This is a genomic window from Herbaspirillum huttiense (genome assembly GCF_004367745.1).
Classification (GTDB): Bacteria; Pseudomonadota; Gammaproteobacteria; order Burkholderiales; family Burkholderiaceae_D; genus Herbaspirillum; species Herbaspirillum huttiense.
The window spans coordinates 3,244,477-3,268,295 of record NZ_CP037993.1; the positions used below are offsets into that span (position 1 = coordinate 3,244,477).

A 23,819-nucleotide genomic window follows, 5' to 3' on the forward strand; every position below is an offset into this window, starting at 1 on the left:
CTCCCTCGCCATGAAAGCCACCATGACCGATCTCACGCGCAGCAACGATTACCAGCAACCCATCGGCCCTGCCCTGCCGGACTGGCAGCCGCGTGCGCGTCCCGATGGCCGCACCCTGCAAGGCCGCAGCTGCCGGCTGGAGCGGCTGGATGCCGACCGCCACGCCGCGCAACTGCACGCCGCCTTCGCCACCGCCCCGGATGGACGCGACTGGACCTACATGATGAGCGGCCCCTTCCCCGACGCCGCCAGCTACCGTCAGCAGGCCATGCAGATGCAGGCCACGCAGGATCCGCTGCACCATGCCGTGATTGACCTGCGCACGGGGGGCGCCATCGGCACCCTGGCCCTCATGCGCATCGAACCGGCGCACGGCGTGATCGAGGTCGGGCACATCGCACTCTCGCCGCTGCTCAAGCGCAGCCGCATGGCCACCGAAGCGCACTACCTGCTGATGCGCCACGTCTTCGAGGATCTCGGCTATCGCCGCTACGAATGGAAGTGCGACAGCCTCAATGCGCCGTCGCGCGCTGCCGCGCAGCGCCTTGGTTTCCGCTTCGAGGGCATCTTCCGCCAGGCCATCGTCTATCGTGGCCGCAGCCGGGATACGGCGTGGTTTTCCATCATCGACAGCGAATGGCCGGCACTACGCGCAGCCTTTGAACAATGGCTGAATGACGGCAATTTCGATGCAGCGGGCCAGCAGCGCCAGTCACTTTCCGTCCTCACGCGCGCTGCGCTCACGCAGGCGAACGCGGTGTCTTCAGCTGCTTGAGTTCCCACAGCGCTTCCAGCACATGGCGCGTTGCCGGTTCCAGCTGGCTGGCGCGATGGGCGATGCCGAGGGGCCGCCACAGCGCTGGCCGCAGTGGCCGCATGACGATGCGTGGATCCAGCGGCACCGGCCGCCCTTGCGCGCTGGCCTCATGCGGCAACAGCGTGGCACCGTAACCGGCGGCCACCAGACTCTTGATGGCATCGTTGAAATTGAGCTGGATGCGCGCCTCCGGTTGTTCACCGGCCCCCGCGAACCATTCGCTGGTGAGACGCGAGAGCCGCGTCTCGGGCGCATTGAGGATCAGCGGCTGCGCGGCCAGCCAGCCCGGCGTGATCAGCCGGGGCGCGTGCCAGGCCGCCGGCAGGAACGCCATCACCGGATCACGCCGCCACGGGCGGACCGTCAGGCCGCTCACGGGAGACTGTGGCAAGGCCACCAGGCCGATGTCCAGCAGCCCTTCGTTCAACTGGGAGAGAGTCTCCTGCGAGGTCAGGATGTGGATCTGCACGTCGATGTCGGGATGGCGCTGCCCCAGCCGTTCGAGCACCTGAGGCAGCAACGTGGCAATGGCCCCGGTGGAGGCACCCAGCCTGACGCGCCCGGCCAACCCCAGCACTTGCCGGCCGACTTCTTCCAGTGCCTGGTCGGCCGCCGCCAGCAATTGCCTTGCGCGGGCGATCAGGGTGGCACCGATGCCGGAAGGCCGCACCTGGCTGCGCTGGCGCAACAGCAGCGGCGCACCGATGCGCTCTTCCAGTTCGCTGATGTGCAGGCTCACCGTGGGTGGAGCCAGGTGCAGTTCGCGCGCGGCGGCGGCAAAGGAACCCAGGTCGGCAATGGCCACCAGGGTACGCAGACGGTCCAGGCTCAATTCACGCATTGCATGACTCCCATGGAAAAGACCACGTTCAGGAAAACTGAACGATCTCTTTGTGATATTCAACTTTTCCAATTATACGATCCGGTTCACCATGCAGGTCTTCGGCAAGCGCCAGCCGTCCTGATTCGGCGCACATCCCTGTCTTCCCTGCATTGGAGCAAACCGTGAGCACACTTCCCCTGATCTTCATCGATGGCGACCAAGGCACCACCGGCCTGCAGATCCATGAGCGCCTGCGCGACCGCAAGGACCTGCGCATCCTGACCCTGCCGGCCGCCGAGCGCAAGGATGCAGCCCGCCGCGCCGAGGCCATCAACAGCGCCGACATCGCCCTGCTGTGCCTGCCGGATGCCGCTGCCCGCGAAGCCATCACGCTGATCGAGAATCCCAAGGTGCGCGTGATCGATGCCAGCTCGGCCCATCGCACCAGCCCCGGCTGGGTCTATGGCTTCCCCGAACTGTCGGCGCAACAGCCGCAGGCGATTGCCCATGCACAGCGCGTGACCAATCCCGGCTGCTATCCAACCGGTGCCATTGCCCTGCTGCGTCCGCTGGTCCAGGCCGGCCTGGTGCCCGCCGATTATCCGCTGGCCATCCATGCGGTCTCCGGCTATTCCGGTGGCGGCCGCGCCCAGGTCGAGCAATACGAAGGGGCGGATGCCGCGCAAGCCGCGCCCTTCGTGCTGTACGGACTGGGGCTGGCGCACAAGCATCCGCCGGAGATGCAGTTGCACGCCGGCCTGTCGCAGCGCCCGGTATTCGTGCCCAGCTATGGCGCCTTCCGCCAGGGCATTGTGCTGTCCATCGCCTTGCAGGCCCGCCTGCTGCCGCCGAACGTCACGCTGGAGAGCCTGCGAGCCGCCCTGCAGGCGCATTACGCCGGTGCGCGCCACGTCACCGTGCTGGATGCGGAACAAAGCGCGGTCACGGCCCAGCTCGATCCGACCCGCCACAACAACAGCAACGACATGACGCTGGGCGTCTTCGGCAACGCCGCCGAAGGACACCTCCTGCTGTGCGCCGTGTTCGACAACCTGGGCAAGGGCGCCTCCGGTGCCGCCGTGCAGAACCTGGACCTGATGCTGGGCGCCCGCTGACTCGTGTATCAGGGCCAAGCTCATCAGCACGAATCCATTGACCGGCGGGCGACACCCACAAGGCTGCGTCCGCCGTCAAGCGTCTGGCTCGTAAATTGTGGTAAAGGACTGAAATAGCGCAAGGCAGGAAAGCGCAGGCTGTGGCATGATGGCACCTCGATTTGCCACCCAACCTGCAGGTGCCGGCCCTCCCCCTCAGCAGTGACCGCCGCCCGCTTCGAAGCAAGATGTCCACCACCTTAGGCGCTATCGCGTGCAAGTATTTTGACGCGACCATCAAACTGACTCCCGTATTGCGTACCGATGGCAAGTGGACGGCGTTCGTCCATATCGACTTTCCGGACCGCACCACGCATGAATTCGGCGATTTCAAGCCGGGCAATTCCAAGATGGAAGCCCTGCAGAATGCCGTCACGGCGGCCGAGCAATACGTCCGCGAGCGCAAGAAAAAGTAAGTTTTTTCTTCACCCCTCTGCCGCATGAAAAAACGGCCTGCATCGCTGCAGGCCGCGCTTTCGGCGGTTGCGGGCTGTGCGCTCAATTCATCCTCACGCCTGCCGCCTCGCTTTCCTTATAGATTGCATCGATGAGATCCTGCCCCACACGCGAGGCCATGCTCTTGTGCACCGGCAGCAGTGCGCGCCGCCATTCGGCTTTCTCTTCCTCGCTCAAGGTATAGACCTTGGTCTTGCCGCTGGCCTTGATGGCGGCCAAGGCATCATCATTTTCCTTCTGGGCGATGGTATTGGCATACACCGTCGCCTCCTTCATGGCCCCTTCCAGCTGGCTGCGTACGTCCGCCGGCAGGGCTTCCCAGAACTTCTTGTTCACGATCACCGCATAGCCGATGTAGCCGTGGTCCGACACCGTCAGGTTGGACTGCACCTCGTGCATCTTCTGCGTATAGACATTGGACGGGGTGTTCTCGCTGCCATCCACCACGCCGGTCTGCATGGCCTGATACACCTCGGAAAACGCCAGCACCTGCGGATTGGCCTTGAGCGCGCGGAACTGTTCATCGAGTACCTTGGAGGACTGGATGCGCATCTTCAGTGCCCGGAAGTCCGCCACCTTGTGCAGCGGTCGGTTGGCCGTCATCACCTTCATGCCGTTATCCCAGTAGGCCAGGCCCTTGATGCCCTTGCTCTCCAGCTTCTGGAACAGCCCCTGCCCGATCGGCCCTTCGGTCACGCGTTTCAGCACGGTCATGTTGGGGAAGATGTAGGGCAGATCGAAGACCTCGAACTCCTTGGCGCCCAGCGGGCCGAACTTGGCCAGCGAAGGAGCGAGCATCTGCACCGAGCCCAGTTGCAGGGCTTCCAGTTCTTCCTTGTCCTTGTAGAGCGTGCTGTTGGGATAGACCTCGACCTTGACGCGGCCATGGGTCGCCTTCTCGGCCAGTTCCTTGAAGCGCTCCGCGCCCTTGCCCTTGGGCGTGTCATTGGCCACTACGTGGCTGAACTTGATGACGATGGTCTGCTGGGCCAGCGCTGCCGTGGCCGACAGGCTCAGCGTGGCGAAGGCGCAGGCGGTCAGTGCCGCCCGCTTTGTGATGATGGTCATGGATGTCTCCTCCGGGGATGAAGCCGGCAGGCCGATGACCTCGGCCTTCCGGCGTTAGAACACGATCAGGTCACGCAGGCCCTCCCCGCTGTGCAGGCGGTCGAAGCCGCGATTGATATCGGCCAGCGCCAGGCGCTCACCCATGAGCTTGTCCACCGGCAGCTTGCCGGCCTGGTACAGGCCGATGTAACGCGGGATATCGCGCACCGGCACGCAGGAGCCGATGTAGCTGCCCTTGACGGTCCGTTCCTCGGCCACCAGGCTGACCTGCTGCAAGGGCCAGTTCTGGTTCGGTGCCGGCAGGCCGGCGGTGACCGTCATGCCACCGCGCCGGGTCATGCGATAGGCGGCCTCCATGGCCTGCACGGACCCCGCCATCTCGAAGGCGTAATCGACGCCGCCCTTGGTCAGCGCCTTGACCTTCTCCACCGCATCCGGATCACGGGCATTGACGGTGGCCGTAGCGCCCAGGGCGCGCGCCACTTCCAGCTTGCTGTCATGCAGATCGACGGCAATCACTTCGCGGGCACCGGAGGCCAGCGCGCCCAGCATGGTGCACAGGCCGACGCCGCCCAATCCAAGCACGGCCGCCGTGGTCCCGGCCTTGACCTCGGCCGTATTGACCGCCGCACCCACACCGGTCAGCACGGCGCAGCCGAACAGGGCCGCCTGTACCGGATCGATGTCCGCCTCGATCTTCACGCAGGAGCGGCGCGACACCACCGCATGATCAGCAAAGGCCGACACGCCCAGGTGATGGTGCACATGCTGCGCGCGGTCATGCAGCCGGCGCTGGCCGGAGAGCAATTCCCCTACCGCGTTGGTCGCCGCACCCGGCTCGCACAGCGCAGGACGTCCTTCCATGCAAGGCAGGCAGTGCCCGCAGCTCGGCACGAAGACCAGCACCACCAGGTCACCCGCGCGCAGGTCGCTCACGCCGCTGCCGACCTCGACCACTTCGGCCGATGCCTCGTGCCCCAGCGCCATGGGCACCGGACGCGGACGCACACCGGTGATGACCGACAGGTCCGAGTGGCACAGGCCCGCTGCCTTCATCTTGACCAGCACTTCACCGGGGCCGGGCGGATCGAGATCGAGTTCCTCGATCTTCAGCGGCTGGCTCACCGCAAATGGATAAGCCTCGGTCATTTCACGCAATACGGCGGCCTGGATTTTCATGGTGTCGTCTCCCTGCTTGTTGGAAAACGCCTAGATTACACGAGCGCTGCCCGGCGCAACGCAGGTCAAGCTGCGCTCAGTCCACCAGACGTCCGGCCTGATGCAGGAATTTCTCCGCCTGCAGGATCACCGGTTTGTCGATCATTTTTCCCTTGAGCGAAATCGCACCGCCATCGCTGGCACGCACGGCTGCCATCACTTCCTCGGCCCACGCCAGCTCCTGCTCGCCGGGCATGAAGCCGCGCCGCACGCCCTCCACCTGCTTCGGATGGATGCACAGCTTCGCGCCAAAGCCCATGCGCCTTGCCCGCTGCACCATGCGTGCGAGGAAGGCATCATCATTGAAATCCGTGGTCACGCCATCGATGGGCGGCGCGATGCCCGCCAGGCGCGATGCCATCACCATCTCCATGCGGAAGTGCATCAGCTCTTCTTCCTCCGGGCCGCATTGCATGCCCAGATCGACCTGCGCATCAATGGACCCGAAGGCCAGCCGCTGCACCCCCGGCACGGCGGCGATCTCGCGCATCGCGGCCAGGCCGGCGGCACTTTCGATCAGCGCAATCAGACCACGCCCAGGCCCCAGCCGACGCGCGATGGCAGACAGGGTCTTGGCCCCCTCTGCCTTCGGCAGAACAATGCCCGCCATCGATAGTGCAGAAAACGTCAACAGGTCATCGCCGTGCCAGACGGTGTCGGCCGCGTTGATGCGCACCCACAGGCGCGGCTGCGGACCATTGCCGCGCAGCCAGCGGGCCAATGTGGCGCGCGCTTCCTCCTTCTGCGGCAGGGCGACTGCATCTTCCAGATCAACGATGATGGCATCGGCCCCGCTCTCCAGCGCCTTGGCGTAGCGCTCCGGACGATTGGCCGGCACGAACAGGTAGCTGCTGGCCATGGTGATGTGCGGTGCCATTACACGGCCCCCCGTTCGCGCAGCGCAGTGATGGCAGCTGCGTCATAGCCCAGTCTGGCGAGGATGGCCTCAGTGTGCTGACCCAAGGCAGGAATGGCTTCCATGCGGTAATCGAAACTGTCATTGGCGCCCGGCGGCAGCAGCGCCGCCACCTTGCCGGCCGGCGTATCCACTTCGGTCCAGCGTTCGCGCGCGGCCAGTTGCGGGTGCTGCCACAGTTCCTGCATGGTATTCACGCGCGCATTGGCGATCTGCGCCTGGTCCAGGCGCGCCACCACCTGCTCCGCACTCATGTCGGCGAACATGCCCAGGATCCGCTGGCGCAGCGCTTCGCGATGTTCATGGCGGCGCGCATTGCTGGAAAAGCGTTCATCGGTGGCCAGCGCGGCGTCCTGCAAGACCACTTCGCAGAAGACTCTCCATTCGCGCTCGTTCTGCAAGCCCAGCATGACAGTCTTGCCATCACCGGCCTTGAATGGTCCATAGGGATAGATGGTGGCGTGCTCCGCGCCCGAACGGCCCGGCGCGCTGGCCCCCTGGTAGGCGTAATACAGCGGAAAGCTCATCCACTCCGTCAATGCCTCCAGCATCGACAGATCGATATGGCTGCCGCGTCCATCACGTCCGCGCTTGATGAGGGCGGCCAGAATGTTGGAATACGCGTACATGCCGGCGGCGATATCGGCAATCGAGCATCCGGCCTTGACCACTTCATCCGGCGTCCCGGTGACCGACAGAAAACCGGCTTCACTCTGGATCAGCAGGTCATAGGCTTTCTTGTCGCGATAGGGGCCATCCTCGCCATAGCCGGAGATGTCACACACGATCAGTCCCGGATGCTTCGCGTGCAGCGCCTTGGCCGACAGGCCGAGCCCGGCGGCGGCACCCGGTGCGAGGTTCTGCACCAGCACATCGGCCTCGCCCAGAAGCTGGTCGATGATCCGCTTGCCCTCTTCATCCTTGAGGTTGAGCGTCAGACTTTCCTTGGAACGATTGGTCCAGACGAAATGCGAGGACAAGCCGGTGACGCGCGTATCGTAGCCGCGCGCAAAATCCCCGACACCGGGCCGCTCGATCTTGATGACACGGGCCCCCAGGTCTGCCAGCTGGCGCGTACAGAACGGCGCGGCGATGGCGTGTTCCAGACTGACGACGGTGATGCCCTCCAGCGGGCGATTGGCGTGCGACATGGAGACTCCCTTGGGCGGCCTGATTCAGAAGGAACGGGGCAGACCGAGAATGTGCTCGGCCACGTAGGAAAAAATCAGGTTGGTCGAAATCGGCGCCACCTGATACAGCCGTGTCTCGCGGAACTTGCGCTCGACGTCGTATTCGCAGGCAAAGCCAAACCCGCCATGCGTCTGCAGGCAGACATTGGCCGCCTCCCACGAGGCCTTGGCCGCCAGATACTTGGCCATGTTGGCCTGGGCACCGCAGTTCTGATGGGCATCAAAGAGCGCACAGGCCTGGTAGCGCATCAGGTTGGCGGCCTCGATCTCGATGTAGGCATCGGCAATCGGGAACTGCACGCCCTGGTTCATGCCGATGGGGCGATCGAACACCACGCGTTCTTTGGCATAAGCGCTCGCCTTGTCGATGAACCAGTAGCCATCGCCGATGCACTCGGCGGCGATCAGGGTGCGCTCGGCGTTGAGGCCGTCGAGGATGTACCTGAAGCCGCGCCCCTCCTCGCCGATCAGGTTCTCGGCGGGGATCTCCAGGTTGTCGAAGAAAAGTTCATTGGTCTCATGATTGACCATATTCAGAATGGGCCGCACCTCCAGCCCCTTGCCGATGGCTTCCCTCAGATCGACCAGGAAGATCGACATGCCCTCGGACTTTTTCTTCACCTGATCCAAAGGCGTGGTCCTGGCGAGCAGGATCATCAGGTCGGAATGCTGCACCCGCGAGATCCAGACCTTCTGGCCATTGACCACATAACGATCGCCCTTCTTCACCGCCACCGTCTTGATGCGCGTGGTGTCGGTACCGGTCGCGGGTTCGGTCACACCCATCGATTGCAGGCGCAGTTCACCGCTGGCGATCTTGGGCAGGTATTGCTGCTTCTGCCGTTCCGAGCCGTGGCGCAGCAGCGTGCCCATGTTGTACATCTGGCCGTGACAGGCCCCGGAATTCCCGCCAGTACGATTGATCTCTTCCATGATGACCGAGGCCTCGGTCAGCCCCAGTCCCGAGCCGCCGTATTCCTGCGGAATCAGGGCCGCCATCCAGCCGGCTTTGGTGAGCGCATCGACGAATTGCTCGGGATAGCCGCGCGCTTCGTCGACCTTGCGCCAGTACTCCAGCGGGAAGGTCTGGCACAGGTCACGCACGGCGTCGCGCAGGTCGGTGTAGGCATCAGGGACGGCTTGATACGACATGAGGGGGCTCCGGCTTTATATTATTTAAATGATTTATTTAGTTTCAGTCCAGCAGGGCTTCGGCCTGCATCGCCAGCTCGCCACGTTCGTTCTGCGCCCACAGCGCCACGCTCTTGCCATCGGCAGCAGGCTTGCCGCACAACGTGAAGGGCTCGGTATCGAACAAGGTTCCCACCGAGCGGAAGTTGAACTCGCGCATCACCGCCTGCGGCATTTCACGCGCCACCAGGTCGGCCAGCAAGGTGGCGATCAGCGGCCCGTGGACGATGAGGCCGGGATAGCCCTCCACCTCGGTGACATAGCTGCGGTCGTAATGGATGCGATGACCGTTGAAGGTCAGCGCCGAATAACGGAACAGCAGCACCGGGTCGGGCTCCACGCGGCGCGACCAGCGCGCATCGGTGGGCGCGCTCTTCGGCACCACCACCGGGGCGCCCGGCTGCGGCAAATCGCGGTAGACGATGTCATGCTCTTCGGTCAGACACAGCTGGCCCTGATGACGGATGGTGTGCTGCACGGTCACGAAAGCGAGCGCGCCGGTGCGGCCCTGCTTCACGTCCACGCTGGCGATGCGCGAGACCTTCTCGGCCTGCGCGCCGATGGGCAGCGCAGCCGCAAACCGCAGTCTTCCCCCGGCCCACATGCGGCGCGGCAGCGGCACCGGCGGCAGGAAACCACCGCGCTGCGGATGGCCATCCGCGCCCACTTCGGACTGGCGGCACACACTCCAGAAATAGATCCAGTGCCACAGCGGCGGCAGCGCATCGCCCGCCTGGGGCAGGCGTGGTCCGTCCAGCGTCGCCGCCAGCGCTGCCGCGAAGGCCGGGCTGATCTGGTCGTGGCGCGTTTCGGTCTTGTCCAGCCACTGTCGCAGCAGGGCGAGATCGAGGTCGGGGTGGGACATGGTTCCTCGTATCGTGGTTGTTGGTTGGGCACGAGTCTGCGGTGTCCACCCGCCGGGAACAATCTGTATTTTTGGAAGGGGGGCTTACGCAGAACTGAAGTCACGCGCAGCACAGGGATGCGGCATCGCGTCACAACTCGTCCGTATTTCACGCCATGCAGCGACGCGATTCGGCGTACCATGGGCAGCCACCGAGAGCACGCGCGCACCGATGGCGGAAGCGTGCCGCAATACAGGATGACCAGGCTTGCCGAAGTGCAGGCGCCATCCTCACCGAATCTTTCCGGGAGACATCATGCTTTTCGATCTGACCGACCTGCGCCTCTTCATCCTCATCGCCGAACTCAACAGCCTCACCCGCAGCGCCGAGCGCATGAATCTCTCGCTGGCCGCCACCAGCAATCGCATCAAGGAACTGGAAACGCGCTTCGGCACCCGCCTGCTCTATCGCGAGAGCAAGGGCGTGCAGCTCACGCCAGCCGGGCATACCCTGCTGCATCACGCACAGCTCTTCATGCAGCAGGTGGAACACCTCAAGAGCGACATGCAGCAGTACAACAACGGCATCAAGGGCTATATCCGCATTTTCGCCAACACCACGGCGGTGACCGAATTCATGCCCGAGATCCTGGGCAAGTTCCTGGCCAGACATCCGCAGGTCAACGTCTCACTGGAAGAGCGCCTGAACCATGACATCCTGCGCGGCATCCAGGAAGGCACGGCCGATATCGGCATCGTGGCCGGTCCGGTGCAGGGGGATGGACTGCAGGTACTCAACTTCTCGACCGACAGGCTGGTGCTGGCCACTGCGCTGGAACACCCGCTGGCGGGCGCCGGCAGCGTTCCCTTCCAGGACACGCTGGAGTACGAACACATCGGCCTGCACGAAGGCAGCACCCTGCACCACTTCCTCAACAAGATCGTTTCCGAACAGGGGCAGCGTCTCAAGCTGCGGATTCAGGTGCGCAGCTTCGAAGCCATGTGCCGCATGATCGAGACCAATGTCGGCATCGGCATCGTGCCGCGTTCAGCGGCGCAGCGGCATCAGCAGACCATGCAGTTGGCGGTGGTGGAGTTGAACGATCCGTGGAGCGTGCGCGAGCGCAGCTTGGTGTTCCAGAACATGGATACGCTGTCGCCGCATGCACGCAATCTGGTGGATTTCATCCGCGAGCAGATGGCGCAGGAGAGCGACGAAGACAAGCTCGCCGCACACGCCAGAAAGACCGCCTGAGCGGCGGAGATGGCCGGCCCTCAGCCGGCGATCATCATCCAGACCGACAGCAACAGCAATGCGGCGCAGAAGAGGATGCGCAGGCGTCGCTCCGGCAGATGGTGTGCCAGCGCCACGCCCCAGGAGATGCTGAGCACGCCGCCCAGCGCCATCGGAATCCCCACTGACCAGTCCACGTGCCCCGCCTGGGCGTAGGTCCACAGCGCCACCAGCGTACCGGGCGTGACCATGGCCAGCCCCAGTCCTTGCGCAGCCGTCTGCGTGACACCGAACAAGGCCGTCAGCAAGGGCACGGCGACGATGGCGCCGCCCACGCTGAAGAAGCCGGCCGAGGCGCCGGCAGCCATCCCCACCAGCGGAATGTAGCGACGCGAGAGGATCACGGACGATTCCACGCTGCGCTTGTTGCGCATCAGTGTCCACAGGTAGTACAGCGCCAGCAGGCCCATGAAGGCGGCGAAGCAGACATGCAGGCTGCGCGCCGCCATGGCCGTGGCGATGCGGGCCGAGACATAGGTGGTGAAGACAGCCGGCACGCACATCATGGCGGCGGTACTCCATTGGATGTGATTGCGCTGCTTGTAGCGCCAGAAGGCGATGACGACGTTGGGCACGATCATCACGAGTGCCGTGCCTTGGGCCAGTTGCTGGTCCATGCCGTAGAGGTAGCCCAGCACGGGGATGGCGATGAGACCGCCGCCGATCCCGAACAGACCGCCCATGGCGCCCAGCAGGCCGCCGAGCAGGAAGTTGACTACGCCGGAGAAAAACAAGGAAGCCGTCATCGGTGTACAGTGATGCCTCTGCTGGCCGGCTGCAAGGTGCAGTGGCCGCATCGAAGGATAAAAAAGGAGACTGACATGAGCGGCGTCATCGTGTTTGCGCTGGAGATGGGCGTGGTAGCCCTCATTGCGCTGGCCATCTACATGGTGATGAAGAAATAGCGCCGCCGATCAGGCCCGACAGTGTAGCGCAGGCGGACCGGGCTGTCCCGGCGGCTGTGCTTTCCTGCCATCCCCCCTCAAGCAAAGGAAGACAGAATGGATCTCGGCATCAAAGGTAAAACCGCCCTCGTCTGCGCATCGAGCAAGGGCCTCGGCCGCGCGTGCGCACTCTCGCTGGCGCGCGAAGGCGTGCACGTCACCCTGCTGGCACGCGGTGCGGAGGCACTGGAAGCAACGGCCCAGGCCATCCGCACGGAGACCGCCACCACCGGTGCCATCATCACCACGGTCGCGTGCGACATCACCACCCCGGAAGGACGCGCCCTGGCGCTGGCCGCCTGCCCTGCCCCGGACATTCTGGTGACCAATGCCGGCGGACCCAAGCCGGGCGATTTTCGTGAGTGGACGCGGGATGACTGGATCGCGGCGGTCGACGCCAATATGTTGACGCCCATCGAGCTCATCAAGGCCACGGTGGATGGGATGATCGCGCGCGGCTTCGGGCGCATCGTCAACATCACGTCGAGTGCGGTGCGGGCACCGATTGATATCCTGGGGCTCTCCAATGGCGCGCGCTCCGGACTGACGGGTTTTGTGGCGGGGCTGGCGCGCAAGACGGTGGCGCACAACGTGACCATCAACAATCTCCTGCCGGGGCCGTTCGAAACGGATCGCTTGCGCTCCACTGCGACGGGGGCGGCCAAGGAGAGCGGGCGCACGGTGGACGAGGTGCTGGCGGACCGGCGCAAGCTCAATCCGGCGGGACGCTTTGGCGATCCGGCCGAGTTCGGGGATGCCTGCGCTTATCTGTGCAGTGCGCAGGCGGGATTCATCACGGGGCAGAATCTGCTGATGGATGGGGGGGCTTATCCGGGGACCTTCTGAGCGGATCGCCGGACAGTCTTGTGGGCGGATGCCTTGCATGCCGGAAAGGGTGGATGCAAAGCAAGTGATGTGATGTATAATGCGGCCCTCGTGCGACGGGCAACATGCCCGGCTGCCATGCAAGGAGGTTTGGGTGAGCGGTTTAAACCAGCAGTCTTGAAAACTGCCGACGGGGTGACCCGTCCGTGAGTTCGAATCTCACAGCCTCCGCCAGGACATGATGGAAACGGGCCCGAATGGGCCCGTTTCCATTTATGCCGGCAAATTCATCCGAATTTCAAAACGTCTTAGTACTTAATACCGCGTTCATATCTCTAGAGCTCATTTCATATGCAGACGTGAGATGGGTCGCCTGCCGTTGTTGGAGATCGTCGCCGCAACAGCGCTACGACGCGTGGCCGCGCCTAGACAGACCACACCTGACCAGCTCTCGCTTTCGGAGACTGAATGTGAACAGGCCATAGTTTTGATACCACTCCCGATCCTGATATCGGGTAACGACAAGTGAACATCGGGCTGCTACAGTTCAACCTGTCACCCATTGATCAACGTCATCCCACCTCGTTCCTCGCCCCGATGTCACCAGCGAATTCACTAACAAGAAAAATCATCTGCCTGATCTTCCTCTTGGCGAGTGCTGCGCCAGCATGGGCCGCATCGGCAGACAATCTTTGCGCGGCACTCACCCCGTATCTCAAAGACCCCCGGCATCCCACGCTGCCGAACCCGGCACGTGAACCCAATGCCGTGGAAAAAGCCCTCATCGATCGCTCTGACATTGATCTGCTCTCCTGGACCGACTATGACAACGGCGCTGCCCTTGTGGACGCGGATAATGACGGGGTTGAAGAGTTGTACGTCTGGAACGTGAATGGATCAGGACGCTTTGCCCTCATCCAGTTTTTTGAGTTCGGCAAGCAGGAGGACGGTCAATCGCAGCGCCTGATCGACAAGGGCAGCGTCAATAATGGCGTTCTGCTCTCGCCTTATTTCGTGCGCTTCGAAGGAATCAATTACCTCGTCTCCACCGTCAATGGTGACCACGAGGGACTCAATATCCACCAGTTCGAGAAAGAGCCGAATGGCCGATATCGGATGCGTACCGTCTGCTCCATGAAGACCGTGATCACGACTGATCAGCGTTGTCGGCATCCCGCCTGCAAGGCCTTGCAAAAGCGGATGAGCAGCGAGGAGACAAATGACGCATTCGTCACGGCGGAATGGCCGCACAAGTATTTCTGGCCGGCCGGTCTGGCCGCATTTTTTGCCGACGCCGAGGGCGATATTGATAACACGGGAGAGTCGGCCTCGATATGGCGTCTCGGCAGGGAGGGCTATTACTTCGGATACATCTACTGGCATTTTCTGGCTATGGGCGACGAGCCACCCGCGCTGGACGCGTCGCTGCGCGGCGAAGCTGAATCGGGCGAAAATGGAAGGGCGGCACGACGTGTCCTGCCCGGACCGGCGCATGCGCGCCTGAGCAGGGTGCTGCGCAGCCAGAGTGCGCTGCTGACCAGAACGCTGCGTCAACCTGTGGAGCTTCCGAAGACCGGGCAGTTCTTCCTCTTCCAGGCGGAGAACGGCAAGACTTACTGGGCTTGGGATCTCGAGCCCAGGCCGTATGGCGAGGCCATTCACATCGTCTACACGAGGAACAAACGCTCGGATTACATCGGCCTGGTCAAGTCGGTGCGCACCTCTTTTCTGGAGCCTTGCCGGGCGGACTGTGTGTATCCGCTTGAACGATGATGCAGCATCAGCGTTGCCGGGCAAGATCGTTTCGAACTTCATCCATGCGTCGCCCCTGTCCGCAACACCGGCCCCTCAATGATCGGCCAACCCTTCTCCTGCAAACGCGCGATCACCTGCGCCAGCGGCACCGACGCCATGAAGCACAGATCCAGATCCCCCGGGAAGACATGACAAAGCATTGTCTGTCAAAAAGCGCGGCCGCGTATCATACGCCAGCCACTACCCCCCTGCCGCCAAAAGATCGCTGAAATGCTCCGGCAATTGACGCAACAGGATAACGGCGTTCACGCCCGGTCCCGGCTACCTATCCACGCCACCAGCGCCTGCGCCGCCATCGGCCGCGCAAACAGATAACCCTGCACGAACGCACAGCCCATGCCTCGCAGCAGCTCGGCCTGCTCCTCGGTCTCCACGCCTTCGGCCACGCACTCCATCTGCTGCGAGCGCGCGATGCCGATGATGGCCGGCAGCAGTGACGAGGCGCGTCCCTCTTCGCTCACGCGCAGGATGAAGGAGCGATCCAGTTTCACGCAGTTGAAATCAAAATTGTGCAGCGTCGACAAGGAGGAATAGCCAGTGCCGAAATCATCCAGGCACAGTCCGAACCCATACGTGCTCAACTGACGGAACTGCGCCTGCAGATGATGCGAGTCATCGATGAGCAGACTCTCGGTAAGCTCCAGCGTGATCATCGGCGGAGCCACGCCGGCATTGAGAACGATGTCGCGCACCTGTTCGAAGAAGTGCACGTTCATCGCCTGCCGCACCGAAACATTCACGTGCGCCGTGAATCCTTCCGGCAGGATGCCCAGCGCCTGCCATTGCGCCACATCGGCCGCCACCTTGCGGAAGGCCAGCGCACCCAGCTGCGAAATACGCTCGCTGCGTTCGGCCAGCGGAATGAATTCGGCTGGCGAGACCGCGCCGAAGGCCGGCGAGTGCCAGCGCATCAGTGCCTCCACGCCGTGCAGCGCACCGCTGCGCAGATCGCAGATGGGCTGGTAGACCATGCTGAACTCGGCCTCCAGCGTGGCGGCGTCCATGGCCGCCAACAGCGCCTGCACCCGTTCTTCGCGCGCCAGCATGGCCGGCTGGAACACGCAGTAACCGCCACCGCCCGGCTGCTGCGCCTGGCGCAATGCAATGGCGGCATTGGCCAGGCTCTTTTCCATGGCGGCCTTGCTGCGCTGTTCGCAAACACTCACGCCAAAACTCAGGAATACGCGCACCTCTTCCGCCCCACCGGTCGACAGCACCAGTTCGGACTTGCTGCGCAGGCGCATGAGCATGTCTTCATGGTCGACAGGCGCACCCAGCATCACCACGGCGATGCGGCTTTCGCTGTAGCGGCAGCGGACCAGCCGCTGGGCAGCAAAGTCACCCCACACAGGAGCCACCTGCTGGCACAGGCTCTGCCACAGGTGACGCAGCGCGACCTTGTTGAGCGTATCGGCCAGGACCACATAGTTGTTGATCTCCACCATGCAGACCGTGGCCTGTTCCCACGCGCTCTGCTCCAGCCGCTCGGCTGCGCCGATCAGGCTCAGGAGGCCGCTTTCCTGATCGCGGTCGACCTTGTCGCGCAGTTCGTGATACAGCCTGTAGAGATTGCCGGCCATGCGCTCGACGGCATCCTGCACCGAGACGATTTCCTCGATGGCCCAGCCTTTGGGATAGAGCAGATCGAAGCGATGCGTCCCGCTGGCCTCGCGAAAAGCCACCTGCTCGGCCTGATGGCGCAGACGCATCAGCGGCGAAGTGATGCTGCCGCGATACAGGCGGATCAGGACCAGGCCGCCAACCAGCATGACCGCGAGTGCGACCCAACTGATCCAGAAAATGCCATCGAACACCGACAGCAGTTCGGAGCGGGACGAAATCACCAGCACCCGGTAACCAGCCAGTTCAGCGGGTGCGCCGTCGATCTTCGACAGCGGCTGCTGGTAAATCAGGAACTTGCCATTGGCATCGGTCTTGAGATTGACCAGGCGCGAACGGTCCGCCAGGCGCGCAATGGCCAGTTCGGTAAAACGCGCGCGGCTGCCCGGCGGCTGGTCGATCAGGAAGCGCTTGTCGGCGGCACTGAGCCGGTCCGATTGCAGCAATACACGTTCATTGTCATCGACGATGAAGACCCCCGCCACCAGCGACTGCTGGACTGCCGCATCGAGCAGATGCTGCAGCCGCGCCTGCGAGAGATCGACGGCAATCACGCCCTGGTCTTCCGGCGAGCGATTGACGGGACAGGTCATGGACGCATTCCACTGCGCGTCGGCTCCCATGCTGAAGTAGATCGCGGAGACCTGCGGGCATTCGGCGGTGGCATTCACATACCAGGGACGCTGGCGGGCATCGTAGTCAGGTGTGACGGACAACGGCGCAAGGTGCTCGCCGTCGGGGCGCTGGTCGAAGTGTTGCAGGCCGGGATGGGCGTCATCCTGCAGGTAGTAGTCGAGGCTGCCGTAGCCCTTGAGATTGACGGCAATCAGCTGGCCACGGTTGTTGCCGAACTGGATGTAGGAAAAGCGCGGCTCCTCGGCATTCTCGCGGCGCGCCAAGGACTCGATGAAGCGGGCCAGCGAACGCAGATCGCCATGCAGGGGGATCGAGGATTCCAGCATCAGGCCCTGCATCTGCTTGATGAACACCCCGCCCGCCAGGTACTCGGAGCGGAAGCCCTCCAGCACGCGATTGAGTTCGCGCTCCAGCAGCGGCTGCACGATCTTCTCTTCCAGGTCATGCTGCAGCCAGAAAAAACCGGCCGCGCCGAACGCCGCCAGGCAGCCCAGGAAACAGATCAGCGCGCCCGCGATGAGCTGCCCGATCTTCCACTGGTGATGTTTGTTGAGAAATCGCATTTCCCCTTCCCCGCCGCTGTTGCGCGTGCTGTGGTGAGCCAAGCGCTCTGGCTGGTGCTCCCCGTCTTGCTTGATATCGCCTGGTATCGCCTGATATTGCGTGGCGATGGGTGGCCTAGCGCTCCGCTGCGGCCCTCTGCTGTCACTGCGTCCCGGCTTCAGGCTATCAGGCTTCCGCTATCCGACGCTATCAGGAAAAGCATGAACGCGTGTCTTTTCCTACAATCATGGTCTTGATGCCTGGCCGCAACGGATTTGCCGTGCGGGAAAGCGCAGGCATTCTTATTTTTCCGGCCAGTCCGGTAACGCGATTTTGTCCATGCATCCCTTCACCGCCCTGCTCCTGCTGACCGCCATCCAGATCGCCACCTCCTTTGCCGCGACAGCCGTGCTGACCATCTCGCCCCTGCTGGCCGAGACGCTGGGCATTTCCGTCCGCTGGGTCGGGGTCTACACGGCGGTGCTCTACGCGGCGGCGGCCTGCTCGTCGATCTGGTTCGGCAACCGCGTCCATCGGCTCGGTGCGTTCCAGGTCAGCCGCTGGTGCCTGGCGCTCTGCGCCCTGGGGATGCTGCTCATCGCGACCACCCACGTGGCAGGGGTGCTGGCCGGCAGCGTACTCATGGGCATGGGCTACGGCGGCATCACGCCCGCCAGTTCCTACTTCCTCAGCCAGAGCGGCCCGCTGAAAAACCGCAGCCTGCTGTTCTCGATCCGGCAAAGCGGCGTCCCCGCCGGCGCTGCACTGGCGGCCTTGCTGGTGCCGCTCATGACGCAGCACGTCGGACTGCTGTGGGCCTTCGTGGCGCCGGGCCTGATCGGCCTGCTCGGTGCGATCGCCTTCAACAGCAAGTCGGCGCAAGACCTCGACCCGGCCCCGGCAGCCAGCAAAGGCGCGGCATCCGCAGAGAGCGTCTGGTCGCTGCTGCGCCGCCATCCGCCACTGCGCATCCTGACGCTGGTGGCCTTCCTGTTCTCGGGCTTGCAGGTCACTGCCATTGCCATGCTGCTGCCCTTCCTGCACGGCTTCCAGCAGATGTCGATCGAACAGGCCGCCATGCTGCTGACGCTGTTCAATCTGGTGGGTGTGGTGTTCCGGCTGATCTGGGGCCGCTGCGTTGATCGCGGCGTGCCGGCGCTGCGCATGCTGGCCGTCTCCGGCCTGCTGGGCACGCTGGGCTTTGCCATTCTCGCGTGGTCGGCCTTTGCGCCCACACCGGTGCTGATGTTCTATGCGGCCGCCGCCGCGCTCGGGGTGGCCGTGGTGGCCTGGAATGGCGTGCTGTTCTCGGAGATCGCCATCCTCGTGCCGCGCGCCCAAGTGGGCCGGGCCACCGGGCTGTGCGTGTTTGCCGGATTCATCGGCGTGGTGCTCATGCCCACCGTACTGACCCTGGCCATCGAGCAGCGCACCGCCTCCGGATTGGTGTTCGCGCTGGGCGCAGCGCTGTCGATGCTGGTCGGCTGGCAGACCTGGCGCCGCGCAGCGCGCCCGGGCCAGGCAACCTGATTCGCCTGCGCCACCAGTCGCGCGCGCTCACCGGCGTGCGGCCTTGGTGAAGCTGACCCGCCCCATCTCGCCGGCATTGGCCAGCAGGCGCAATCGCGCCGAGCGCCACTCGCCCAGCGCACGGATGCGTTCCAATTCGGCATCGGCCAGGGCCGTCTGGGCGTTGAGCATCTCCACAATATCGGCCGCGCCCGTGTCGTACTTGCGCCGCACCGACTCTACCGAGCGCTGGGCCGCTTCCAGCAGGCCGCGTGCAGAAGCCATGCTGCGCAAGGCGGTGGTCGCCTCTGCATAGGTGGTGGCGATGTCGCCCAGCACCTGCGCCTGTACTTCACGCAGCTCGGCCTCGCGCATCTCCAGTTGGGCCTGCGCGCCATCGACCTTGTAGCCGTTGGCAAAGCCATCGAAGATCGGGATGGTCAGGTTCAGTCCGACCACCGTATCGCGATCGCCGCGACTGCCGGGCTGGTTCGGACGGCCGTTGATGTAACGGCTGGCCGTCATGTCCAGCGTCGGCAGGCCGTCGGCCACGGCGACTCTCACCTTCTCGCGGGCGGCCTCCACCTGGCCGCGTGCGGCCAGGATGGCCGGGTGATACTGCCGGGCCGATTGCAGCCAGCCCGGCAGGTTCTGCTCCAGCCCGAGCGGATCCTCCTCGGTCTCCGAGGACAGCGTGATGACCGGTACGTCGCCCGCCTCGTCCAGCAAACCCAGGCCCACGGCCAGCATCACCACGCTGCGCTTGTACTGGCCGATGGCGCGCGCCAGCGCCAGGCTGCGCTCGCGCGACTGCTGTGCGGCGCGTGCGCTGTGGGCGTCGTAATACAGGCCGACGGCATTGCCCATGGCTTTCTGCAGGGTGGCGTCCTGACTGGCCGAGGCCGCCTGCAGCAGCACATCGGCCGCGCGCTGGTTGGCACTGCGCCCGCCGAAGTCGAGCAGGCGCCAGGTCAGCGTCGCATACAGCGTGCCGATCGAGCGCTTGCTGCTGCCCTGGTCCGACGTGGCGCTCTCGCGGTACTGGCCGACACCCGCCCCGAGGGTGGGCAGGTAGGCTGCACGCGCCTCGCCCAGTTGCGACGACTGCAGCTTGATCGCGGCCCATGAGGCTTGTACCTGGGGCTGATGGCACAGCGCCAGGTCCACCGCATCGACCAGCGTGAGCACCTTGCCCGGCGTGAAGGGGCTGGTTGCGCAGCCCGTTGGCCGGTCGTCGCCGGGCAGTATTTTTCCCTTGTCCAGTTCGGGCGGGCGTGCCAGCAAGGGATCGAAGCGCGCAGGCGGGGCCGCACCAGCCGGTGCCGCAAGCAGCGAGACCATCAGAATCAGAGCCGTTACCGCATGGCGCGGTCGCAAAGAGTCATCAACGCTCATGCAAAGCCTCCTTCTGATGCCGCATCAACGGCGACAGCACATACTCGATCACGCGCCGGCTGCCGGTCCGGATACCCACATTGACAGCGAGCCCGGCCGACAGCGGCAAACTGCGTCCATCGACATTCAAGCTGTTGCGGGAAAGCAGGATGCGCGCGGAATAGACCAGGCCCTTCTTCTCATCCTGAATGGCATCGCGCGAAACATGCACCACACGCGCCGGGAGGGTACCGTACTTGGTGTAGTCGAAGGCATCGATCTTGACCTCGACCTCCTGCCCGATGCGCACGAAGCCGACGTCCTTGTTCTCCAGCCAGGCCTCGATCTCGATGTCGCCCTCCTCCGGCACGATCTGCATCAGGGGCTGGGCGGCCGCCACCACACCGCCCACGGTATGCACGGCCAGCTGCTGTACGGTGCCGCTGACGGGGGCCATGAGCGTGAGCAGGCGGCTGCGCTCTTCGGCGCGGCGCTGGTCCTGCTGCGCGGACTCGATGATCTTTTCGGCCTCGATGCGGCTGTCGTGGGCTTCCTTCTGCGTCTGCGCCAGCAGCGCGGTGCGCTGGTTGCGGGCCTCGCTCAACTGGCCTTGCAGATCCACCCTCGCCTGCTCCTTCTCCAGCCATGCATGACGCGAGACAGTGTTGTCGGCCATCAGCTCCTTGTAATCAGCGGCACGCGCGCTGGCCAACTGCAAGGCCGCTGCATAGCGCGTGATCTCGTCATCGATCCGGGCCAGCCGCGCCCGGAAGTCCTGGTACTGCCCCTGCAACTGGCGCTCGGCCGACTCCCGCTGCGCACGGCCTGCGCCGCCAACCTCCGTCAGCTGCGGCGCCTGCAGCTCCTGCACCGCCTGCATCATGGCCGCCGCGCGCGCCACCTGCAACCGCGCCTGGGCCACGGCATCGGCGGCCTTGTCGCGTTCGGCATCACTGCTGGTGGCATCGAGTTCCATGAGGATCTGGCCGACTCGCACGCGCTGTCCTTCCCTGACCAGGATGTCGCGCACGCTGGCCACCTCGATGGACGCGATGGTCTTGATGCGGGCCGACGGAATGACCTTGCCGGTAGCGTTGACCACGATGTCGATGTGGCCCACCAGCGACCACAGCAGCGTGAGCAAGACCATCGCCATGAGCAGGCGCGCAGTCCAGCGCAGGCTGGCCGAATCGGGCGATTCCTGCAGCGACAGCGCGGCCGGCAGGAACTCGGCTTCCTGCTCGTTGTAGAAGCCGCTCTTGCGCGGATCGCGCTGGCGCCAGGCATGCCGCAGTACGCGCCCATAGCGCTGCCACAGCGCCAGCCAGGCCCGGGAACGATGATGCAGACTCATGGTGTCTCCCCTTGCAATGGCTTGCCGGCCTGCAGCGCACAGAGGTGCGCATAGATGCCGTCGGGCAGCATGAGCAATTCCTCATGGCTGCCGCTCTCGACGACGCTGCCGCGCTCCATGACCACGATGCGGTCGGCATCGCGCACGGCCGACAGGCGGTGCGCGATGATGAGCACGGTGCGCCCGGCACAGATCTGGCGCATGTTGTCCTGGATGATTTTTTCGGATTCGTAGTCCAGCGCGCTGGTGGCCTCGTCGAAGATGAGGATGCCGGGGTTGCTGATGAGCGCGCGCGCAATGGCGATGCGCTGGCGCTGTCCGCCGGACAGTCCGCTGCCCTGCTCGCCGACCAGCGTGTCATAGCCCTCGGGCAGTTCGCAGATGAAGTCATGCGCTCCGGCCAGCTTGGCGGCGGCGATCACCTGTTCAATCGGTGCGGAAGAATCGACCAGGGCGATGTTGTCGCGGATGGAGCGCGAGAACAGCGTGTTCTCCTGCAGCACCACACCGATCTGCTGGCGCAGCGAGGCGGTGTCGATGATGGCGATATCCTGCCCATCGACGGTCACGCGTCCGCTCTCGCAGACGTAGAGCCGCTGCACCAGCTTGGCCAGCGTGCTCTTGCCGGACCCGGAGCGGCCGACGATGCCGATCACCTCGCCCGGCTGTATCTGCAGCGTCAGCCCGCGAATGACCTCCGGCGTCTCGGGGCGATAGCGAAAACTCACGCGCTCAAACGCAATCGCACCGGTCACGCGCGGCAGGCGGGTGCGCTGGCCGGCCACTTCGCTGCGCGCATCGAGCACATCGGCCAGCCGGCTCATGGAAATGCCGATCTGCTGGAAGTCGTTCCACAGCTGTGCCAGCCGCAAGATGGGCGCCGCCACCTGCCCGGCCAGCATGTTGAAGGCCACCAGCTCGCCCACGGTCAGGGTGTTGTCCACCACCTGCAGCGCGCCCATCCACATGATGCCCACGCTGACCAGCTTGCTCACCAGGTTCACGCCGCCATTGGCCACCAGGCTGATGTTGGTGGTGGTGAGACCGGCGGCGACATAAGCGGCCAGCTGCTGGTCCCACTTGCGTTGCCAGTGCGGTTCCACGGCAAGTGCCTTGACGGTGTCCATGCCGGTCAGGGTCTCCACCAGGAAGGACTGGTTCTCGGCGCTCTTGTTGAACTTGTCGTTCAGGCGTGCGCGCAGCACCGGTGTGAAGATCAGGGACAACAGCAGGTAGACCGGGATGGAAGCCAGCACGATCAGCGTCAGCGGCACGCTGTACCAGAGCATCACCGCCAGGAAGATGAAGGAGAACATCAGGTCCAGCACCAGCGTCATGGCATTGCCGGTGAGGAAGCTGCGGATGTTTTCCAGCTCGCGCACGCGGGCAATCGAGTCACCCGCGCGGCGCACCTGGAAGTAGGCCAGCGGCAGGCTCAGCAGATGGGCGAACAGGCGCGCGCCCAGCTCCACGTCGATCTTGCTGCTGGCCTTGGCGAAGATGGCGGTACGAATCCCGGTCAACAGGGCTTCAAAAATGGTGGCGGCGATCAGGCCGACCGCAATCACGTTGAGCGTCATCATGGCGTGGTTGACCAGTACCTTGTCCATCACCACCTGGAAGAACAGGGGCGTCACCAGGCCGATGATCTGCAGCACCAGCGAGATCAGCAGCACCTCGGCCAGCACCTTGCGATACTTGACCACGGCCGGGATGAACCAGGTGAAATCGAAGCGCGAGGACTCGCCCGCATAGCTGGCCTGGCTGGTCATGAGGATCACCTGACCGGCCCAGAGCGCCATGAATTCGCTACGCGTGAGCACCTGCGGCGCTTGCCCCGGCCGCTGGATCAGGATGCGCAAGGGCGCGCCCGCTGCCTCCTGAGGCGCGGCGTCGATCTTGGCCAGCACGAAGAAGTGTCCGGCGTGATCGACGCAAATGGCTGGTACCGGCGTGCGCTCCAGCCTGGCCGCTTGCTGGCGGATGGCGCGCGCCTTCATGCCCAGTGTGCGCGCGCCCAGCAGGATGGTCTGCACGTTGAAGGGCTGGCGGCCGAATCGGTGCTGCAATTGCCGGGCATCGGCTGCGATGCCGTGCAGCTTGGCCAGCATGATCAGGCACAGCAAGCCGCTGTCCGTCCCCGCCTGGCCGGGGTCGTGGTCCGTCTGGTTCATAGGATTTCCGAGAGGGTTGCTTCGAGGAGGGTGGGTCAAGGGCGGCCGCTGCCC

Annotated in this window: 20 protein-coding genes, 1 tRNA gene and 1 pseudogene; 9 read left to right on the plus strand and 13 right to left on the minus strand. The window is 64.3% G+C overall.

Annotated features, from left to right (window positions below; all coding sequences use genetic code 11):
- Positions 1-22: 22 nt before the first annotated feature.
- The gene (locus tag E2K99_RS14635) at positions 23-775 is read left to right on the plus strand and encodes a GNAT family N-acetyltransferase (RefSeq protein WP_134222697.1); all 753 of its coding nucleotides are present in this window, start codon (positions 23-25) and stop codon (positions 773-775) included.
- On the opposite strand, the gene E2K99_RS14640 is transcribed toward E2K99_RS14635, so the two are convergent.
- Complete coding sequence (locus tag E2K99_RS14640) at positions 741-1,658, minus strand: LysR family transcriptional regulator (protein WP_134222698.1); 918 nt, start codon at positions 1,656-1,658, stop codon at positions 741-743. The two genes, E2K99_RS14635 and E2K99_RS14640, sit on opposite strands and share 35 nt — an antisense overlap.
- Before the next feature lie 164 nt (positions 1,659-1,822).
- Between E2K99_RS14640 and argC the strand changes: the two genes are divergently transcribed.
- Positions 1,823-2,755, plus strand: coding sequence for an N-acetyl-gamma-glutamyl-phosphate reductase (gene argC / locus E2K99_RS14645; RefSeq protein WP_134222699.1), 933 nt, complete (start codon positions 1,823-1,825; stop codon positions 2,753-2,755).
- Positions 2,756-2,982: 227 nt separating this feature from the next.
- Positions 2,983-3,210, plus strand: a complete 228-nt coding sequence (locus E2K99_RS14650; protein ID WP_039785514.1) for a hypothetical protein — start codon at positions 2,983-2,985, stop codon at positions 3,208-3,210.
- Between the two features lie 82 nt (positions 3,211-3,292).
- On the opposite strand, the gene E2K99_RS14655 is transcribed toward E2K99_RS14650, so the two are convergent.
- From E2K99_RS14655 to E2K99_RS14680, 6 genes are all read right to left on the minus strand, one after another.
- The gene (locus tag E2K99_RS14655; protein WP_134222700.1) at positions 3,293-4,318 is read right to left on the minus strand and encodes a TRAP transporter substrate-binding protein; all 1,026 of its coding nucleotides are present in this window, start codon (positions 4,316-4,318) and stop codon (positions 3,293-3,295) included.
- A 54-nt stretch (positions 4,319-4,372) separates the two neighbouring features.
- On the minus strand, positions 4,373-5,497 hold the full coding sequence (locus E2K99_RS14660) for a zinc-dependent alcohol dehydrogenase family protein (protein ID WP_121041720.1): 1,125 nt from the start codon (positions 5,495-5,497) through the stop codon (positions 4,373-4,375).
- 76 nt (positions 5,498-5,573) lie between these two features.
- Complete coding sequence (locus E2K99_RS14665) at positions 5,574-6,413, minus strand: HpcH/HpaI aldolase/citrate lyase family protein (RefSeq protein WP_134222701.1); 840 nt, start codon at positions 6,411-6,413, stop codon at positions 5,574-5,576.
- Positions 6,413-7,603, minus strand: a complete 1,191-nt coding sequence (locus E2K99_RS14670) for a CaiB/BaiF CoA transferase family protein (protein WP_134222702.1) — start codon at positions 7,601-7,603, stop codon at positions 6,413-6,415. Before E2K99_RS14670 ends, E2K99_RS14665 begins: the two co-directional genes overlap by 1 nt.
- A 24-nt stretch (positions 7,604-7,627) precedes the next feature.
- On the minus strand, positions 7,628-8,794 hold the full coding sequence (locus tag E2K99_RS14675; RefSeq protein ID WP_134222703.1) for an acyl-CoA dehydrogenase family protein: 1,167 nt from the start codon (positions 8,792-8,794) through the stop codon (positions 7,628-7,630).
- A gap of 43 nt (positions 8,795-8,837) precedes the next feature.
- The gene (locus tag E2K99_RS14680; protein WP_134222704.1) at positions 8,838-9,698 is read right to left on the minus strand and encodes an HTD2 family dehydratase; all 861 of its coding nucleotides are present in this window, start codon (positions 9,696-9,698) and stop codon (positions 8,838-8,840) included.
- 295 nt (positions 9,699-9,993) lie between these two features.
- Here E2K99_RS14680 and E2K99_RS14685 point away from each other — a divergent pair, with 295 nt between their 5' ends.
- Positions 9,994-10,932, plus strand: a complete 939-nt coding sequence (locus E2K99_RS14685) for a LysR family transcriptional regulator (RefSeq protein ID WP_134222705.1) — start codon at positions 9,994-9,996, stop codon at positions 10,930-10,932.
- A 20-nt stretch (positions 10,933-10,952) separates the two neighbouring features.
- Here the strand turns inward: E2K99_RS14685 and E2K99_RS14690 are convergent, their stop codons facing one another.
- Positions 10,953-11,717 carry a sulfite exporter TauE/SafE family protein gene (locus tag E2K99_RS14690; RefSeq protein ID WP_121041732.1) on the minus strand — a complete coding sequence of 255 codons (765 nt, stop codon included), beginning with the start codon at positions 11,715-11,717 and terminating at the stop codon, positions 10,953-10,955.
- Between the two features lie 12 nt (positions 11,718-11,729).
- On the opposite strand from E2K99_RS14690, the gene E2K99_RS25545 reads away from it, so the two are divergent.
- The 4 genes from E2K99_RS25545 to E2K99_RS14705 all read left to right on the plus strand — a co-directional run bounded on the left by E2K99_RS25545 (position 11,730) and on the right by E2K99_RS14705 (position 14,513).
- Positions 11,730-11,876: a hypothetical protein gene (locus tag E2K99_RS25545; protein ID WP_157845819.1), complete on the plus strand. Its 147-nt coding sequence runs from the start codon at positions 11,730-11,732 to the stop codon at positions 11,874-11,876.
- 96 nt (positions 11,877-11,972) lie between these two features.
- The gene (locus E2K99_RS14695) at positions 11,973-12,761 is read left to right on the plus strand and encodes an SDR family oxidoreductase (protein WP_134222706.1); all 789 of its coding nucleotides are present in this window, start codon (positions 11,973-11,975) and stop codon (positions 12,759-12,761) included.
- A gap of 123 nt (positions 12,762-12,884) precedes the next feature.
- Positions 12,885-12,974: transfer RNA gene (locus E2K99_RS14700), tRNA-Ser, on the plus strand.
- A 291-nt stretch (positions 12,975-13,265) separates the two neighbouring features.
- A complete protein-coding gene (locus E2K99_RS14705; RefSeq protein WP_134222707.1) occupies positions 13,266-14,513 on the plus strand; it encodes a hypothetical protein in 1,248 nt (415 codons plus the stop codon).
- Between the two features lie 47 nt (positions 14,514-14,560).
- Here the strand turns inward: E2K99_RS14705 and E2K99_RS25900 are convergent.
- Both E2K99_RS25900 and E2K99_RS14710 read right to left on the minus strand, forming a co-directional pair.
- A pseudogene (locus E2K99_RS25900) lies at positions 14,561-14,677 on the minus strand (VOC family protein); the annotation flags it as partial.
- 123 nt (positions 14,678-14,800) lie between these two features.
- The gene (locus E2K99_RS14710) at positions 14,801-17,374 is read right to left on the minus strand and encodes an EAL domain-containing protein (RefSeq protein WP_134222708.1); all 2,574 of its coding nucleotides are present in this window, start codon (positions 17,372-17,374) and stop codon (positions 14,801-14,803) included.
- A 319-nt stretch (positions 17,375-17,693) separates the two neighbouring features.
- Here E2K99_RS14710 and E2K99_RS14715 point away from each other — a divergent pair, with 319 nt between their 5' ends.
- Positions 17,694-18,884, plus strand: coding sequence for an MFS transporter (locus E2K99_RS14715; RefSeq protein WP_134222709.1), 1,191 nt, complete (start codon positions 17,694-17,696; stop codon positions 18,882-18,884).
- 27 nt (positions 18,885-18,911) lie between these two features.
- Here E2K99_RS14715 and E2K99_RS14720 read toward each other — a convergent pair whose 3' ends face one another.
- The 3 genes from E2K99_RS14720 to E2K99_RS14730 are packed head-to-tail and all read right to left on the minus strand — an operon-like array spanning position 18,912 to position 23,765.
- Complete coding sequence (locus E2K99_RS14720; RefSeq protein ID WP_134222710.1) at positions 18,912-20,258, minus strand: TolC family protein; 1,347 nt, start codon at positions 20,256-20,258, stop codon at positions 18,912-18,914.
- Positions 20,248-21,591, minus strand: a complete 1,344-nt coding sequence (locus E2K99_RS14725; protein WP_134222711.1) for an HlyD family type I secretion periplasmic adaptor subunit — start codon at positions 21,589-21,591, stop codon at positions 20,248-20,250. The genes E2K99_RS14720 and E2K99_RS14725 overlap by 11 nt, the downstream gene beginning before the upstream one ends.
- Positions 21,588-23,765, minus strand: coding sequence for a type I secretion system permease/ATPase (locus E2K99_RS14730; protein WP_134222712.1), 2,178 nt, complete (start codon positions 23,763-23,765; stop codon positions 21,588-21,590). Before E2K99_RS14730 ends, E2K99_RS14725 begins: the two co-directional genes overlap by 4 nt.
- Between the last annotated feature and the right edge of the window lie 54 nt (positions 23,766-23,819).